The organism is Aneurinibacillus terranovensis DSM 18919, assembly GCF_000430625.1.
Taxonomy (GTDB): Bacteria; Bacillota; Bacilli; order Aneurinibacillales; family Aneurinibacillaceae; genus Aneurinibacillus_B; species Aneurinibacillus_B terranovensis.
This window is the reverse complement of sequence record NZ_AUMJ01000015.1, coordinates 105117-120489: the sequence shown is the minus strand read 5'-3', so window position 1 is coordinate 120489 and position 15373 is coordinate 105117. Positions and strand designations below refer to the sequence as shown.

Sequence of the window (15373 nt, the reverse complement as noted above, 5' to 3'; positions counted from 1 at the left end):
TCTCTAACACTCGTTTATTATACTAGAGAGTAGAAAAGTGGGGCAAGCAGGAAAGGAAGGGGATTGGCCTGAAACATCCGGGTAACTCGAAGATGGAGACAATTGTCGGTCTGATCGACCTTCCGGCCACACGCTCCACATTGAAAAAGCAACGTTCGGCACACTCCCGCGAGTTTTTCTCGGGTGACCAATGGAAGGAAAGTATATGTTGCTTTAACACTGTAAAGCAACATATACTTTCCTTAACGGTAAAAAAGGCTGTTGACATTCACTATGCCAACAGCCTTTGGTGTTACTATTTACTATAAAACCACTACCCTAATATTACTACTCTCTTTACGCCTGTTTGGACGGGGCCAGTTTCTTCTTTTTGATCTCGTTTTCTTTCAACTGCACCCAGATTTGGCTGGCGATAAAGATAGAAGAATAGGCACCGAATGTGAGGCCGATGAGAAGGGCCAGCATAAAGTTTCGAATGCTTTCGCCGCCGAAAATATAGAGGGCAAGCGCGGTAATCAGTACGGTGATAACCGTGTTGATCGAGCGCACGATTGTTGAACGGATACTCTTGTTTACGAGATCCTCGACATCCTGGGTCGTTTTAAGTTTCGTATGCTTCAAGTTGTCACGGATGCGGTCAAAAATGATAATATTATCATGGATCGAATACCCGACAATCGTTAGAATGGCCGCAATAAATGGCAGATCCACTTCAATCCGGAATAAACTGAACATCGTCAGCACAAGAAACACGTCATGGAACAGAGCCAGTATCCCGGAGATAGCAAATTTAAATTCAAAACGAATCGTAATGTAGATAACAATCCCAACGGAAGCAATCAGCACAGAATACAGGGCGGACTTTGCCAACTCCTGGGACACCATTGGGTTCACGGTACTTTCCGTTAAGTCTACATTATTGCCGTATTTACTTTTCATTTCATTCGTCAGCTTCGCGTATTGATCTTTCGTAATCGTTTCGGGAAACTGGATGACAGCCAGGTCTTTCTTATCGCCCGCGGTTGTTACACTACCGGGATTAAGACCGATTTTCGTCACGGTCTGGGCGACCTCGTTTTCCGAAAACGTCTTTCCGATCGCAACCTGTACCCGCGAACCGCTCTTGAAATCAACGCCAAGGTTCAATCCCATACTTAGCAGAGAGATAATTCCCGCGATGATCAGAATACCGGAAAAAAGAAAATAGTATTTCCGGTGTTTCACATAATCAAATTTAGAGGTCACGGATATCACGCTCCTTTACACCGAAGAACCACGGTTTATTAAACGCGTTGGAGCGCACGGCAAGATTCAGCATGAACCTTGAGCCAACAACGGCTGTAATTAAGCTGACCACAATACCGAGAATCAGCGTCGTGGCAAACCCGCGAATCGAACTGGAACCAAAGTAGTAAAGAACCATAGCCCCAATGATACTTGTTACGTTCGCATCCAGAATCGTGCTTAACGAACGCTGTGATCCGGCTCGCATCGCCGACAAAATCGTCTTCCCGCTCCGCATCTCTTCCTTAATCCGCTCATACATAATAATATTGGCGTCAACAGCCATCCCGACCCCGAGAATAAACGCCGCGATCCCCGGCAGGGTAAGGGTGGCGTGCATAAGATTCTGCAGCAGCATAAGAAGATAGATGTAAGCAACAAGTGTAACGCATGCGACAACACCCGGCATACGATAGAAGAAAATCATAAACAGGAAGACGATCACCGTTCCAATGATACCGGCTTTTACACCTGCATCAAGCGCTTCCTGTCCCAACTTCGCGCCTACGCTCGTCGAGAAAATTTCTTTCAACTGTACCGGCAGGGCACCCGCGTTCAGCATCGCGGCAAGGTTTTTTGCATCCTCAACAGAAGGCTGCCCATCAATTTGCGCATTTCCTGCCGGGATAACCTGATTTATTGTCGGTGCTTCTAACAACTTATCGTCAAGAAAAATCCCAACCCGCTGGTTTAGATACTTCCGGGTAATATCCGCAAACTTGGCCGGGTCTTTAAATTTCAATGTAACAACCGGCTGCTGGGTATTTTGGTCGAAGGACACCCCCGCTCCGTCTGGCGCAAGATCCCGACCATCCATTAAAACGGTCTTCCCGTCAGGACTACGGAACGTTAACCTCGCCGGTTTACCGATCAGGTTCCGTGCTTTTTCCTGATTATACGCGCCGGCAATCCGCACACGAATCCGGTTCGTGCCTTCTACCTGGATTTCAGGCTCGGACACACCAAATGCGTTAATCCGTTTTTCAAGGGCGCTTACCGTCGCGTTCAGCGTCTGGCTTGTCAGCTTGTCTCCCTTGTCCAGCGGTGACGCTTCATATAGAATTTCAAATCCACCCCGCAGGTCAAGACCAAGCGTGGTACTTTTCGCTACTTTTAGTCCCGTCGCCCCCACTATTCCAAAGACAATGACTGTGACGAGAAGAAAGGTAACGATTTTACTCCATTTAATCATGTACCGTACTTCCTCCTTTAACATAACTAAAAGCCAGTTGACCGCCGAACCGCGCAGCTGCATGGCTTCTACTCTCTACATCGTTTGACTATCTACTTTTTCATAAATGGACTTCCCTATTATACAACAAAATTCACCCTTGCTCCAAAACTATCTTTTACCTCTATTTATCTTTTTCACCAAATAAATCCCCTTTGTATGCCTGAATGGTCAACCAGTTCATCCATCTGTCCGGCTTCAGGGAAAGGATGTCATTCGTTAAACGGTGTAATGGCGGCAGTTCCTTATATTTCCGTGATACACAGTCCCAGATGTCTTCTGCATCCGCCCCCTCATATCCGAGCATGGAAAACTCACTCGCTTTAATCCGGCACAAATAATCAATCTCTTGCTGTAGAGCCCCTTTTTCCATCCCTTACACCATCCTTTTTTTCAAGTATTCTTCTGGCATGTTTGGAAGTAGTACATGCATATGCTACATAAAAAGAGTAAAAGAGGGGACACAAAAGCTGATGAGTAAATCATTTATTCAAGGTACGCTTGTACTCGTCTCAGCCGGCCTTATCGTAAAAATACTTGGGTTTATAAATAGAATCATGCTCGCCCGTATCATTGGCGCCGAAGGACTTGGCCTCTACCAAATGGCTGTTCCAACCCTTATTCTTATTATCTCGCTGTCCACGTTCGGCTTGAATGTTTCGATTTCAAAAATGGTCGCGGAAGCGGAAGCCCGCAATGATAAGGAGAAAATTCGTGCGATTTTACAAATTTCTCTGCTCATTGTATCCGCGCTTAGCCTGGTGTTTACCACACTTATGATCGGAGGAGCCTCCGTCATTTCCAAAATATTCTTAACGGACGAGAGAGCCTACTATTCCCTGATTGCCATCGCCCCTATCGTACCGATCGTCGCTGTTTCCTCCGTACTGCGCGGATATTTTCAGGGCAAACAGAATATGATACCACCGGCAAGTTCACAGGTGGTCGAGCAAATTGTCCGTATGTTTACCGTGATCTTATTTGCGAGGTGGCTGATGCCCAGAGGAGTGGAATATGCGGCAGCCGGAGCGATGGCAGGCGTCGTAATCGGCGAAGCGATGGGTATGCTGAGCCTGTTTCTTCAATTTCGCAGGCAGCGCATCCCCGCCCTATTCAAGAAAAGAAATATTACAACAATTATTTCCGGCAACCGTGACACGCTGCGTGGGCTGCTCGATATTTCACTGCCGGTTACAGGGAGCCGCATCGTCGGTTCGATTACATTTTTTATCGAGCCGATTGTTGTGGCCCAGAGCCTCGCGTTTGCAGGCATTACGGCAGGTTCGGCCACCAGCTTTTACGGGGAACTCGCCGGAATGGCAATTCCACTGCTGATTTTTCCAACGTTTATTACGTATTCGCTTTCCGTTTCCCTCGTTCCTGCCGTAGCCGAAGCAGCGGCACAGAAAAACCATGCGCTCGTGTTTCGCCGGATTTACCAGTCTATCCGCATCGCGCTCGTAATAGGAGCTCCGTTCGCGGCGCTGTTGTATGTTTTCGCCGAGCCGCTTTCCAACATTTTATATCACGATAACAATGTAGGCCGGTTTCTTAAAATGATGGCACCGTATTCCCTGTTTCTCTACTTCCAGGGACCTCTGCAAGCCGCACTGCAAGGGCTGAATTATGCAAATGCAGCGATGCGCAACACCATTATTGGTGCGATCTTAAAAACAACCGCCATCCTCCTTCTCGCCTCGCGCCCGGAATTCGGGGTAGATGGGGTTGTTCTCTCTGTCAATATCAGCATTCTGTCCGTGACGCTGCTGCATTTCTTCAGCATCAGTAAAATCATCGGGTTTACTATACAATTCCAGGATTTTATTAAAGTCCTTGTAAGCGTACTCCCGTCCAGCTATATGGCGCTGTACCTTTCCAGGTACTGGTCGAACAGCATGGCGTTGGGAACCGCAATCATATTCGGTTCATGCCTTTCCTTTCTGATTTACTCCGCGCTACTCGTGTGGTTAAAAGTTCTCGGTCGCCAGGATGTCCAGCGAATCCCCTGGATCGGCAAATCGCTCGCCCCTTATTTCCCGAAACGGTAAGCCGGGTACGTGCAAATCAACCGCGCTGCACGCTGCGCTCCACACAATGGGCAGCGGTCATGCGCGCGGTCACAACCAGCGTTTCTTCTTAAAATACAGCAGCATGAAGAAAGTCAGACCTGCTAAAAACGCCACAATGAGCCAAAAACTGTGAATCCACCTCTGGCCGGGAATGGGCACATTCATCCCCAATAAACCGGTAATGAACGTCAATGGCATCATAATCGTTGATATAATGGTAAGCACGCGCATCGTTTCCGTTGTCTTCGCGCTCACGATCGAATAATACGTTTCAAGCGCCCCGTTTACAAGGTCGCGGAACGTTTCGGTTGAATCCGCGATTCGCTCTAAATGGTCAACGAGGTCAATAAAAAACGGAACATTTTCTTCCCGGATATCGAAAGACATGCGCCCGTTGATATTGGCAAAAATCCGCTTCTGCGGCATGATTACGCGCCTGACCAGAATAATCGTTCTCTTTAAGGCCAGGAACTCCTCCGTAATCTCCTCAACCTGGTGCTCATAAATTTCGTCTTCCAGTTCGTCAATCCGGACGCTAATGCGATCCATAATCGGAAAGTATTCATCGGTGATTCCGTCGACAATCGAGTAAAGCAGAAAGTCCGGCCCTTTATTCATGTATAATTTACTGCGCAAACTGGTGGCCGCAATTCTCCCCAGCGTCGGCATTTGTTTGCGATGGATGGTGACGATATAATTCGGTCCAAGAAATACATTCAGTTCAAGCGTTGTAATCTCCGTATCGCTTTCCTCGTTATAACGAAGGGCGTGAAACACGAAGAAAAAATAATCCTCATAATCATCAACCTTGGCGCGCGGGCTGACGTGAAGGCAATCTTCAATCGCCAGCGGGTGGAAATTGAAAATTTTTGCCACGTATTGCAATTCTTCATTTCCCACATCGTATAAATCAATCCATAGCAAATCTTCGGGAGAACGTAAAAATTCATTCACCTGATCCAGATCCACGTCATGGTGCATAGTTTGTTCTGAATGGTTATAAAAATATGATTTAATCATCGTTCCACACCTCCCGAATATCCCCGTTACCCTTGATTATAGCCGAAAAAAGAGCAGGAGTTTTCACCTGCCCTTTCATCATACGGGAAATTTATGCGGCTTTCAAATAAAATTCTGGTTAAAAATCAGTCAACGTGATCGATGCCAAGTTTTTTTGCCACATACGCGGTCGTGCTTGCCTGCAGCAGAATCGTTAGCAAAATCGCAAGGAATGTCACAGAAGCGATCATATCCGCATGTGGCACGCCCATCCCCACGACCATACCTGAAAGGGCAGCGGGAATCACACCCGTTTCCCTAACCCAGCACATAAAGAGCATTTCACGAAAGGTCCAGCGGGCCTTGCGATCAGGCAGAGCACAGAGAAATACCGACAGCGGGCGGGCCACCAGCATGAACACAACAATGACAAGAAGCCCGCCGCCCAAATACTTTAGTATCGAAGCAAAATTCACCTGACTGCCTAACAGAACAAAAATCAACATGCGCATAAGCACCGTGATGTTATCCGTGAAATGGTTCATCTCCATTTTTTTATCGTCCATGTGGAGACCGAATATATGCGAATTCCCCCAAATAAGGCCTGCAACAAACGCGGCCATAAATCCGCTTAAGTGGAGTTCATCCCCTATCAGATAAGACAATAAGGCGGTCACGATCATTGCGATCGTTGTGTAATCTTTCAAAAATCCGAGCGACACGTGAGAAACCACATAGGCGACGACATAGCCAATCACGGCACCGACAATGATTCCACCGATGGATACTTTCAAAAAGTCCAAGATGCCCCCGGCTATCGAGACGCGTTGTGCCCCTGTCACGATAGCTAAAACCGAAAAAGTAAGAATGGACCCGACGGCATCATTAAAAGCGGATTCACTTTCTACCGTTTCCCGTACTTTCGGCCTGATTTTCACCTGTTTAAATACAGGAATAAGAGTAGCAGGGTCCGTGGAGGCAATAATCGCTGCCAGCAGAAAGGCATAGGCGAGCGGAATATGCAGAATGAACGCAGCGGTGTATCCGACCACGACAGCGGAGATTAACACGCCAACCACACTCAATAATGCCACCGTTGGCCATACCCGGCGCAGCGTGCGTAAACCGATATTTCTTCCTCCGTCAAATAAAATTAAAGTTGCCCCGAGCACGAGAATAAACTGGTTAGTAAAGGAACGGCTCGTTTCTGAAAGCAAATTCAACCCGGGACCAAGTATAATACCAAATACGAGAAACAGGGCCACATCGGGCAGCTTAAGCGAATTCGCAATTTTACCGGACACCATCCCTGTGGCAAAAATCAGAATCAGAATATACAGAATATAATGAATTGATAATGTAATCTGTTCCATAATCTAGCACCCTTCCCTGAGCTGCACGAAGATTTTTTACCGGCTACAAAATCCCTTCCAAAACATTTACAAAGCGCCCACCGCTTCCGTCCACCATTAGAGGAATAAACAACCCTTTTCGCTCATAGATTGTACAAAAAGTGAGGTGAGCATTAGAAATGGTTAAAATGGAACGGATCACCCTCCCCATTCTTTCCGGAGTTTTATATTCCACGGTGATTGTAGTCATAGGCGCCTTAGTCACTTCCCTCATCCTGGCCTTTTCTTCTCTAAAAGAAGCTTCCCTTCCTTCCTTTGTTTATAGCATCAATTCGCTGGCTTTATTTGTAGGAGGCTTCGTCTCCGGAAAAAAAGGAGGGGAAAAGGGCTGGTATTACGGAGGGATGACAGGAATCGCTTTTTACACACTCATCCTTCTATTCAGCTTTCTCGGTTTTAATACAGAGATTGGCATCAGCCGTCTGTACCACGCTATCCTTGCCTTTATTATCTCATCATTCGGTGGCATCATAGGGGTTAATGTAGCGAGAAAGTAAAAAAGTAAAAGCCCGCTTGCCGATAACCGTCAAGCAGGCTTTTTTCATTACTTTGCCTTTTCACTTTCCTTTTCGCTTACAACAGGCTTTTCTCCTGCAACCGCGTTGACGGCGGCTTTATCGAACGTCAATTTTTGACCTCCGGCGTTAACAACAATCGTGTTGTTCTCCTCATTAATTAGATCAATCGTACCATGAAGCCCGCCGATTGTTACAATCTTGTCCCCTTTTTTTAAAGCGCTCAGCATGGCGTTTCTTTGTTTCGATCGCTTTTGCTGCGGCCGAATCAGAAGGAAGTAGAAAATCACGAACATTAAAAGTAATGGAAGAAGTTGTCCTATTGATGCATTCATTGCGTTAGCCCCCTGCTATATTGTATTTACTATCACTATATTCAAAAACCTCTTGCTTCATTCACCCCATACCGGGCAAAAAATTCATCCCGGAAATCACCTAAGCGATCTTCCATAATGGCTTCACGCACTTGCTTCATCAATTTTAGCAGAAAATAGAGATTATGGTAAGTAGTTAAGCGTATTCCGAAAATCTCTTCACATTTAATCAAGTGGCGAATGTATGCCCTGGTGAAGTTTCGGCAAGTGTAACAGTCGCAATTATGATCAAGCGGTGTAAAATCACGGGCATAGATTGCATTGCGAATCACAAGCCGTCCATGGCTGGTCATACAGGTGCCATTGCGCGCAATACGTGTCGGCAGCACGCAGTCAAACATATCGATTCCCCTTATTGCACCTTCAATAAGTGCGTCCGGCGAACCTACCCCCATCAGGTAACGGGGTTTATTCTCAGGAAGCAGCGGCACGGTATAATCAAGCACTTCATACATAAGGGAGTGAGGTTCCCCTACACTTAATCCGCCAATCGCATACCCCGGAAAATCGAGCGAAGTAATCTCCCTCGCACTCTGTTCCCGCAGTTCCCGGTACACCCCTCCCTGTACAATGCCAAAGAGCGCCTGAGTATGCGGGCGTTCATGCGCCTTCAGGCAGCGTTCAGCCCAGCGGGTTGTGCGTTCCATCGACGGTCTAACGTAATCCGGGTCTGCCGGATACGGTGCGCATTCGTCAAAAGCCATAATAATATCGGCGCCGAGTGCGTTTTGAATTTCCATCGCCTTCTCGGGGCTGATAAAAAGCTTCTCCCCGCTTAAGTGCGAACGAAAAGCGACGCCCTGCTCGTCGATTTCGCGCAGATTACTTAAGCTGAACACTTGAAATCCGCCGCTATCCGTTAAAATCGCCCGGTCCCAATTCATAAAACCGTGCAGTCCCCCCGCTTCTTCCACGATTTCGTGTCCCGGACGCAAAAAAAGGTGATATGTGTTGCTCAGGATAATTTGGGCTTCCATATCTTTCAGTTCTTCCGGGCTCATCGTTTTGACCGTGGCAAGCGTGCCTACGGGCATGAAAATCGGTGTATCAATTGTGCCATGCGGCGTATGAAGTTTGCCCACCCGGGCTCCTGTCTGTTTGCATTTTTTTATTAATTCATAGCGAACCGCCAAATTGTTATCCTCCTGATTACAATATGTATAAAGCTGTAGATGGATAGTCAGAGTGAAGTCCGTACGACTAAGAAATGATAAGCATGGCATCTCCAAAACTGAAAAAGCGATACTTACGTTCCACAGCCTCTTCATACGCATGAAGAACTGATTCTCTGCCCGCCAGTGCACTGACCAGCATAACCAGCGTGGACTTTGGAAGGTGAAAATTTGTCAGCAGGCCGTCCAACACACTGAATGTATAACCAGGGTATATGAAGATGCTCGTCCAGCCTTCATCCGCCTGGAGGATACCGTTATATTTTTTGCCGATCGTTTCAATCGTCCGGCACGAGGTTGTCCCCACTGCAATCACCCGGCCGCCCCGCTTCTTAGTTTCGTTAATAAGCCGTGCGTTCTCTTCATCTAACCGGTAAAACTCGCTGTGCATTGTATGGTCCTCAATTGTATCCACCGAAACCGGGCGAAACGTACCAAGACCGACATGCAGCGTAACAAATGCAATGGTTACGCCCATCCCCCGCAGTTGTTCGAGGTATTCGGTCGTAAAATGAAGACCTGCTGTCGGTGCGGCAGCAGACCCGCTATGTTTCGCGTAGACTGTCTGGTAACGCTCCCTGTCTGCCAATTGTTCCTTAATATATGGCGGTAGAGGCATCTCTCCCAGCCGGTCAAGCAATTCGTTAAAAATTCCTTCGTATTCAAACTGCAGAACCCTGCCGCCTACCTCCGTTTCAAACAGACATTCCGCGGCAAGCATTCCATCGCCAAACACAATCCGGGTACCCGCCTTAACACGTTTACCGGGCTTGACCAGTGTTTCCCAGCGGTCTGAACCGAGCGGCTTTAACAACAGCACTTCGATATGGGCTCCGGTCCCTTCTTTCACGCCAAAAAGCCGGGCAGGAATGACCCTTGTATCATTTAATACAAGGGTATCGCCGGCTTTCAAATAATGTTTCAGATCGGTAAATTGTTTATGTTCGATATGCCCGGTTTCCTTATCCAGCACCAGCAACCGTGACTCTGTACGATTGGGCAGCGGATTCTGGGCGATTAACGATTCAGGCAAATAAAAGTCATAATCTTTTACATCCACGGCTAATCCCTCTGCTTATTATTCTTTTGAAACGTTATCTATGATAACGATTTTTCTATGAACTTGCAAGGAAGTGCGAATATAGCCGTTCTGCTAATTTCCGTCATTCTGCGTCAACACTGCCCCTTGGTAATAAAAATCCAGAATTTCCGCAAAGGTTTTTCCTTCCTTGGCCATTTCCCTCGCACCCCATTGGCTCATCCCAACACCGTGCCCCCATCCGTTCCCTGTGAAGGTGACAGAGGCAATCGTGCCTGCTGACGCCTGCTGGCCGGACAAGGAAGCTTGTCCGGTTGCCCCTTGAATAACAGTTTTTCCCGGAGCTACCGGTTTCACACCTGTTGCCGTTTGAACAGACAAACCAAGCAGGTTTTTCTTCTCGGCAGTCTGACCGAGTACAGTAACCGTGCTGTTCGGATCCGGGTTTGAAGCTGCATTTCCTGTGGTATTAAGTTTTATGGTATACATCGCGCTTTTCAGGCCGAGAACCGTGCGGGCTCTTTCTTTTGATAGATGCTGGGTGCCTTTATCCCCCTGAATAACTAAATCCGCAATCCGGTGAGAAGGATATACCGCTGCAAGCTGAATGCTCTTAACAGTTCCTACCCCCATGCCGGCAGCCGCCAGTTTTTTTTCAATATCACCAATCGTGTACGTTTCCTGCCATCCAATATGCGGTGATATTTTAGCATCATAGGGATCCGGCTTCTCTGTCAGATAGGGATAAGCCCCTCCACTCCACACGTTTTCCGAAGACTCCGTATAACCGCCGTCGCTCGAACTGTAAAGGGCTGAAATTAACTGGCCATTATACGTAAGCACTTCACCCTTGGTGCCTTCCACGGCCTGAGTCGCATTGTCGCCCTCTATATTTACGCCTCGATAAGCCTGGTATTTAACCGTATCGTTAATGTAGCCGTTCGCATTCAATGATTGCATGGATTTCATTACATACGTACGCGCGGCTACCGCCTGTGCTTTTAACGCTTCCATTTCCCATGAATCGCTCATTTCCATAGGAACAACACCTTTTAAATAGTTATCCACGCTAAGCTCGTTAATCGGAATGATACAGGATTGGCCGTTTTTCACACCCAGCCTGAATTCCATACTCTCCCTGTATTTATTGGAAGATTTATCGCCATCCAATTCTACCATATTGTCATCAACAGCGCTGTTTGCTGGTGTCAGCACAATAGAAGTCTTACCCTGTATGATAGGATTCAGGCTATCGCCATTAATCTGGTATAAGTTTAGCACTCCGCTCTCAAGAGAGACGACATATTTCTGACCGGCAGCAATTGGCGTACCTTCGGCCAAATAATCCTCTGTTACCGAAAAATTAATACTGGACAGAGTTCCTGCATCGGTGCTAAAAGGTGACGTAATCTCAACCTTTACCTGCTGCTCTTCGGCGTGTGCAAAACTAGCAAACGGAAAAATCAAACAAACACTTAGGAGGCCCCCAAAAATTCGTGCGGCTTTCATCCGTGCATCCCCTTCTCCTTTGTAATCAACATTACGTTATGTACATTCTACCAGAAATCTATCTACTATTTTCCAACAATAATAATATATACGGAAAAACAGGAGGAAGGTTGCTATATATATTTATTTTTCTCTGCTACTAAAGATATATCCAGATGTTTTCGAACGTTCATTCGTTTGTAATGTGAAAATTCTCAAATTAAATGATAGATTCATGCGAAGGACAAAGGAGAGGAAGCGTAATCGTCACGATCGTTCCGAGGTAACAGTTGCTTTCAATTTGGATAAATCCGCCATGCATCTTAACGATTTTTTGCGCGATAGAAAGCCCGAGCCCTATATCCAAAGGTTTGGTTGTAAAAAAGAGGTCTGATGTGTGCGCAAGCAAGGAAGGCGGCATTCCCTTTCCATTATCTTTAAAAATAATTTGAATCTGTTCCCCCTTGAGGGCTGATTTTATTGTGATGTTCATATCCGCGCGCTCTTTTGCTTCCACGGAATTCGTAAAAAGGGCCAGGAGAACTCTGAGAAACCGTTCCGGGTCTACCTCTATGGCAACCGTATCTAACTCCGGGGACAAGTCTAAGATGGTTTGTATTTGATGAGCAGATAATTGATGGGAAATAGTCTTGTAAAATTCTCTGAGTAAAGCGTTCATAAACACACGCTCTTTTTTGAGTAAAATAGGCGTTGAAACAAGCAAAAAGTCACTGATTACGCGATTGACGCTGTCCAGTTCAGGAATGAGGATGGTTTCGAAAATATGAGCGATATCCGGTCCGACCTGCCCTGAAAGATACTGGAGGTAGCCGCGAACCGTCATGAGCGGATTCCGGACTTCATGGGCAAAGCGGGCTGCCACCCTCCCGACCAGGAATAATGCTTCCGCTTCTGCTCCCCTCTCTTCTCCACTTATCTCCCCATATTTCTCCGTCTCTTCGAATAAAAAATTCCAGTTAAAGTCCAGCGTTTTTGCGATCCGCCGGGCTACGTCTACGCTTGGCGTTCTTTTTCCATTTTCGATCTGGGTATAATACGCTCTTTTTATGTTTGAAAATGCAGCAACCTGTTCCTGTGTATATCTTTTACCTTCTCTCATTTTAACCAGCCATCTCCTTGGAGCCATCCCATCGCCCCCTTTGATGTAGCGTTGCGCTACTTTTAAGCCTAATATTATCTTAAATAGAATAATATGTCAATCATCATGTATCTTATCGCTACAATTATTCTTATGTAGCTCACTGCTACAGTATAATTAACCCATACGAGATAAGGATGGGGTTGCTGTGTTAGGCGACAAGTTAAAAGAACTTCGTCAGAAAATGAAATTAACACAAGAAGAAGTAGCTAAAATCCTCAATATTTCACGTGGAACGTACGCACATTATGAAATAAATAAAAGGCAGCCGGATTTTACAACACTTCAAAAGTTTGCTGATTTTTTCAATGTTTCTACGGATTATCTGCTGGGCCGGACAAGTGAAGCTTCCTCCGTGCCTGAAATTTTAAAGGATCCGTCGATAAACATCGCCTTCTACGAGGGCTATCAGGACCTTTCCCCAAGAGAACAGGAGTTAGTCAAAGAACAGGTCCGCAATACAATCGAAATGCTAAAAAAACTAAAACAGGAACAAAAAGAAGAGTAACCCCTTTGCTATTCTACAAGCCATAAGGGGTTACTCCTTTTTTAGGCTGCTATCGGCCCTAGAAAACGTCAAAATTTATAAACCATATAGAATCCATATATAATTGCTACCGATTGACGATGAAACAAACTCGAGAAACTTAGTTGTTCTTAATTTGAAAGATTTCGCGGTCATGTTCGCCTATTTTGGCATCATAGAAGCGCAGCGCCTTTGTCAAATCCTGAACGTCCTTTTTCGTTTCATAAATATCCTTCATACAAGTTTTTACGTCATCTCTGAGGTCTCGTATTTCAGCTTTTATCTCGGTAAAACTACTCTCCATGCTAACCACTTTTTCGAGTAAAAGCTGCATTAACTTATTCGTATCCATCCGCGAATCCCCCCGTATCATCCTATTGCTATCATTGTAGCAAAAACCACGGTAGATTTCTTTATTTTTGTCGTTAGCTCCCAGCAGACCGTTTGAGAATCCGCTTTTCTACAATGGATAATAATAAGCTAACTGCAAGAGTTGAGTCACTAAGATTTTCCCTTAACTATGATTGAGATAAATGAGGCTAAAAATATTGAGACACTTATGCTCAACATAAAAGCATATCCATTAAAATAAAGGCTATTCTTATGAACGTCCATCCACCAGTTGAACCATTGATTAGTACCTTCTGTATCCGGTACTAATTTTATAACTCTTTTTGAAAAACTTGTTTCTAAGTAAAGGAACGATAAAGTTGATAGCAAAGAGAGGAAAAATACGTATAGTGTAAACCGATAACTGTGGAAACGAAAATATCTTATTCCTTTTAAGACAAAAAGGACATGATAAAGAAGAAACAATATCGCTAATGGAATCATCACAATCAGACCCGGATTGCCGTTTCCCGGATTCATATCCGGGGGGAATGTCAAAAATTTATAAACCATATAGAATCCATAGCCGTGGAACGCAAATAGAAACAGCAATAGATAATTTTCAAGTTCATATACATTACCGTTCGCGAAATGCAGCTTGTATAACCAAACAGTAGCCATTATCGCAAGCAAAAAGAGAAGAAATGAAACCAATAAAATAATATCGCTCATATTTCCCCCTGAAAAGATTTGATAATACTAGGATATGATTAAGCTGAAGGATTTACCATTTAATTATAAAGTAAAACCACTCTTTTTCTTTCGAGTGGTTTTACTTCTAGTTACCTTTCATTTAACTTCCAGGAATAACAAACATCAACGTATGATTACCAATGCTATCATAATCCTGCCAAGCATCACTACCCCACGTGTTTACGTGATAAGATTTGGAACCTGTAGAACTTTGATAGTAACCTCTACACGTTACGATATGCCAGCTATATGGTTTAGAATTAAGAGGAAAAAACATACCAAATGGGTGACCAGCATTAATTTGATTTACCATATACCCCCAAAACGTACTACCTAAGGAAGCGTCATAGGTATAATTTTGCGTTGTAAAGCGATAACCGCTATGTGAGTTAGCATGGGTTTTCATACCCTGTGCCCACGCGCTTGGATCAGTACCAATAATAGAAGTTTGTAAATCACCAAACATGTGATTCATTAGATTGATTCCATTTGTACGATCATTGTCACTTTGAAGATTAGTATACCCTCTTTCATCCCAATAGTTTAATATATTTGCTGCTGCGGCCGGTCCGCATCCGGTATTATTATTTTGAGAATATGCCTGATTATATGATCTTACGCTCAAATCTTTATTAGTATAAACATCCATGGGGCTGATAACACTTTGAGGTTTGGTAATTTTTGATTCAAGAAATCCAGCCCATTTTTCTTTTGCTTTCTTTTTGTTTTCTACACTTATTTTCAAGTCGGAAAATTGGTCCATTTCAAATTGGCCTTGAAGATGATAAATGGACTTCCCAATCACTTTCCCTTTGTCCAGAATGTCAATTTGAACTCCTAAATTCATGGGACCCCCATACAAATACTTAATACCGTCAATGTGCTTATCGCTGCCGACTTTTTTCTTTGCCATTTCTTTTATCATATCTATATTATCTGTTGGTGCTTTACCCGCACCCACTGTAATAATAGGGCTAACATCTTGAGTTGCACCAGCAATAATATAACCTATTTCTTTTGAT

General features: G+C 45.0%; 17 protein-coding genes. 4 read left to right on the top strand and 13 right to left on the bottom strand.

Features of this window, described 5'->3' with window-relative positions:
• The first annotated feature begins 92 nt into the window (after positions 1–92).
• Positions 93–308: a hypothetical protein gene (locus tag H525_RS26890; protein ID WP_155837091.1), complete on the top strand. Its 216-nt coding sequence runs from the start codon at positions 93–95 to the stop codon at positions 306–308.
• A gap of 28 nt (positions 309–336) precedes the next feature.
• Here the strand turns inward: H525_RS26890 and secF are convergent, their stop codons facing one another.
• The 3 genes from secF to H525_RS0102790 all read right to left on the bottom strand — a co-directional run bounded on the left by secF (position 337) and on the right by H525_RS0102790 (position 2888).
• Entirely contained in the window at positions 337–1245 is a 909-nt protein-coding gene (gene secF, locus H525_RS27970; protein ID WP_051330756.1) for a protein translocase subunit SecF, read from the bottom strand.
• Positions 1235–2476, bottom strand: coding sequence for a protein translocase subunit SecD (gene secD, locus H525_RS27965; RefSeq protein ID WP_211236955.1), 1242 nt, complete (start codon positions 2474–2476; stop codon positions 1235–1237). Before secD ends, secF begins: the two co-directional genes overlap by 11 nt.
• 163 nt (positions 2477–2639) lie before the next feature.
• Positions 2640–2888, bottom strand: coding sequence for a post-transcriptional regulator (locus H525_RS0102790; RefSeq protein WP_027414933.1), 249 nt, complete (start codon positions 2886–2888; stop codon positions 2640–2642).
• A gap of 100 nt (positions 2889–2988) precedes the next feature.
• On the opposite strand from H525_RS0102790, the gene spoVB reads away from it, so the two are divergent.
• Positions 2989–4563 (top strand): stage V sporulation protein B, encoded by a 1575-nt coding sequence (gene spoVB / locus H525_RS0102785; protein ID WP_027414932.1) that lies wholly within the window; start codon positions 2989–2991, stop codon positions 4561–4563.
• Positions 4564–4632: 69 nt separating this feature from the next.
• Here spoVB and corA read toward each other — a convergent pair whose 3' ends face one another.
• Positions 4633–5604 (bottom strand): magnesium/cobalt transporter CorA, encoded by a 972-nt coding sequence (corA, locus tag H525_RS0102780; protein WP_027414931.1) that lies wholly within the window; start codon positions 5602–5604, stop codon positions 4633–4635.
• Between the two features lie 125 nt (positions 5605–5729).
• The gene (locus H525_RS0102775; RefSeq protein ID WP_027414930.1) at positions 5730–6956 is read right to left on the bottom strand and encodes a cation:proton antiporter; all 1227 of its coding nucleotides are present in this window, start codon (positions 6954–6956) and stop codon (positions 5730–5732) included.
• A 158-nt stretch (positions 6957–7114) separates the two neighbouring features.
• Here H525_RS0102775 and H525_RS0102770 point away from each other — a divergent pair, with 158 nt between their 5' ends.
• Entirely contained in the window at positions 7115–7492 is a 378-nt protein-coding gene (locus H525_RS0102770; protein ID WP_245590383.1) for a TIGR04086 family membrane protein, read from the top strand.
• Between the two features lie 47 nt (positions 7493–7539).
• Here H525_RS0102770 and yajC read toward each other — a convergent pair whose 3' ends face one another.
• From yajC to H525_RS22565, 5 genes are all read right to left on the bottom strand, one after another.
• Positions 7540–7845: a preprotein translocase subunit YajC gene (yajC, locus tag H525_RS0102765; RefSeq protein ID WP_027414928.1), complete on the bottom strand. Its 306-nt coding sequence runs from the start codon at positions 7843–7845 to the stop codon at positions 7540–7542.
• Positions 7846–7886: 41 nt separating this feature from the next.
• Positions 7887–9017, bottom strand: coding sequence for a tRNA guanosine(34) transglycosylase Tgt (gene tgt / locus H525_RS0102760; RefSeq protein ID WP_027414927.1), 1131 nt, complete (start codon positions 9015–9017; stop codon positions 7887–7889).
• Positions 9018–9084: 67 nt separating this feature from the next.
• On the bottom strand, positions 9085–10116 hold the full coding sequence (gene queA / locus H525_RS0102755) for a tRNA preQ1(34) S-adenosylmethionine ribosyltransferase-isomerase QueA (RefSeq protein WP_027414926.1): 1032 nt from the start codon (positions 10114–10116) through the stop codon (positions 9085–9087).
• Positions 10117–10209: 93 nt separating this feature from the next.
• A complete protein-coding gene (locus H525_RS0102750; RefSeq protein WP_027414925.1) occupies positions 10210–11604 on the bottom strand; it encodes a SpoIID/LytB domain-containing protein in 1395 nt (464 codons plus the stop codon).
• A gap of 199 nt (positions 11605–11803) precedes the next feature.
• Positions 11804–12730, bottom strand: coding sequence for an ATP-binding protein (locus tag H525_RS22565; RefSeq protein WP_051330754.1), 927 nt, complete (start codon positions 12728–12730; stop codon positions 11804–11806).
• A 160-nt stretch (positions 12731–12890) separates the two neighbouring features.
• Between H525_RS22565 and H525_RS0102740 the strand changes: the two genes are divergently transcribed.
• A complete protein-coding gene (locus tag H525_RS0102740; RefSeq protein ID WP_027414924.1) occupies positions 12891–13250 on the top strand; it encodes a helix-turn-helix transcriptional regulator in 360 nt (119 codons plus the stop codon).
• A 139-nt stretch (positions 13251–13389) separates the two neighbouring features.
• Here the strand turns inward: H525_RS0102740 and H525_RS0102735 are convergent, their stop codons facing one another.
• The 3 genes from H525_RS0102735 to H525_RS0102725 all read right to left on the bottom strand — a co-directional run bounded on the left by H525_RS0102735 (position 13390) and on the right by H525_RS0102725 (position 15312).
• Positions 13390–13620 carry a hypothetical protein gene (locus H525_RS0102735; protein WP_027414923.1) on the bottom strand — a complete coding sequence of 77 codons (231 nt, stop codon included), beginning with the start codon at positions 13618–13620 and terminating at the stop codon, positions 13390–13392.
• A gap of 149 nt (positions 13621–13769) precedes the next feature.
• The gene (locus tag H525_RS0102730; RefSeq protein WP_027414922.1) at positions 13770–14330 is read right to left on the bottom strand and encodes a hypothetical protein; all 561 of its coding nucleotides are present in this window, start codon (positions 14328–14330) and stop codon (positions 13770–13772) included.
• Between the two features lie 121 nt (positions 14331–14451).
• A complete protein-coding gene (locus H525_RS0102725) occupies positions 14452–15312 on the bottom strand; it encodes a C39 family peptidase (RefSeq protein ID WP_027414921.1) in 861 nt (286 codons plus the stop codon).
• Positions 15313–15373: the final 61 nt, after the last annotated feature.

Bases quoted from the DNA above. Each gene is read 5' to 3' on its own strand.
- H525_RS26890 (WP_155837091.1), top strand. From the start codon at position 93: ATGGAGACAATTGTCGGTCTGATCGACCTTCCGGCCACACGCTCCACA.
- secD (WP_211236955.1), bottom strand. From the start codon at position 2,476: ATGATTAAATGGAGTAAAATCGTTACCTTTCTTCTCGTCACAGTCATT.
- H525_RS0102790 (WP_027414933.1), bottom strand. From the start codon at position 2,888: ATGGAAAAAGGGGCTCTACAGCAAGAGATTGATTATTTGTGCCGGATT.
- spoVB (WP_027414932.1), top strand. From the start codon at position 2,989: ATGAGTAAATCATTTATTCAAGGTACGCTTGTACTCGTCTCAGCCGGC.
- corA (WP_027414931.1), bottom strand. From the start codon at position 5,604: ATGATTAAATCATATTTTTATAACCATTCAGAACAAACTATGCACCAT.
- H525_RS0102775 (WP_027414930.1), bottom strand. From the start codon at position 6,956: ATGGAACAGATTACATTATCAATTCATTATATTCTGTATATTCTGATT.
- H525_RS0102770 (WP_245590383.1), top strand. From the start codon at position 7,115: ATGGTTAAAATGGAACGGATCACCCTCCCCATTCTTTCCGGAGTTTTA.
- yajC (WP_027414928.1), bottom strand. From the start codon at position 7,845: ATGAATGCATCAATAGGACAACTTCTTCCATTACTTTTAATGTTCGTG.
- H525_RS0102750 (WP_027414925.1), bottom strand. From the start codon at position 11,604: ATGAAAGCCGCACGAATTTTTGGGGGCCTCCTAAGTGTTTGTTTGATT.
- H525_RS22565 (WP_051330754.1), bottom strand. From the start codon at position 12,730: ATGGCTCCAAGGAGATGGCTGGTTAAAATGAGAGAAGGTAAAAGATAT.
- H525_RS0102735 (WP_027414923.1), bottom strand. From the start codon at position 13,620: ATGGATACGAATAAGTTAATGCAGCTTTTACTCGAAAAAGTGGTTAGC.
- H525_RS0102730 (WP_027414922.1), bottom strand. From the start codon at position 14,330: ATGAGCGATATTATTTTATTGGTTTCATTTCTTCTCTTTTTGCTTGCG.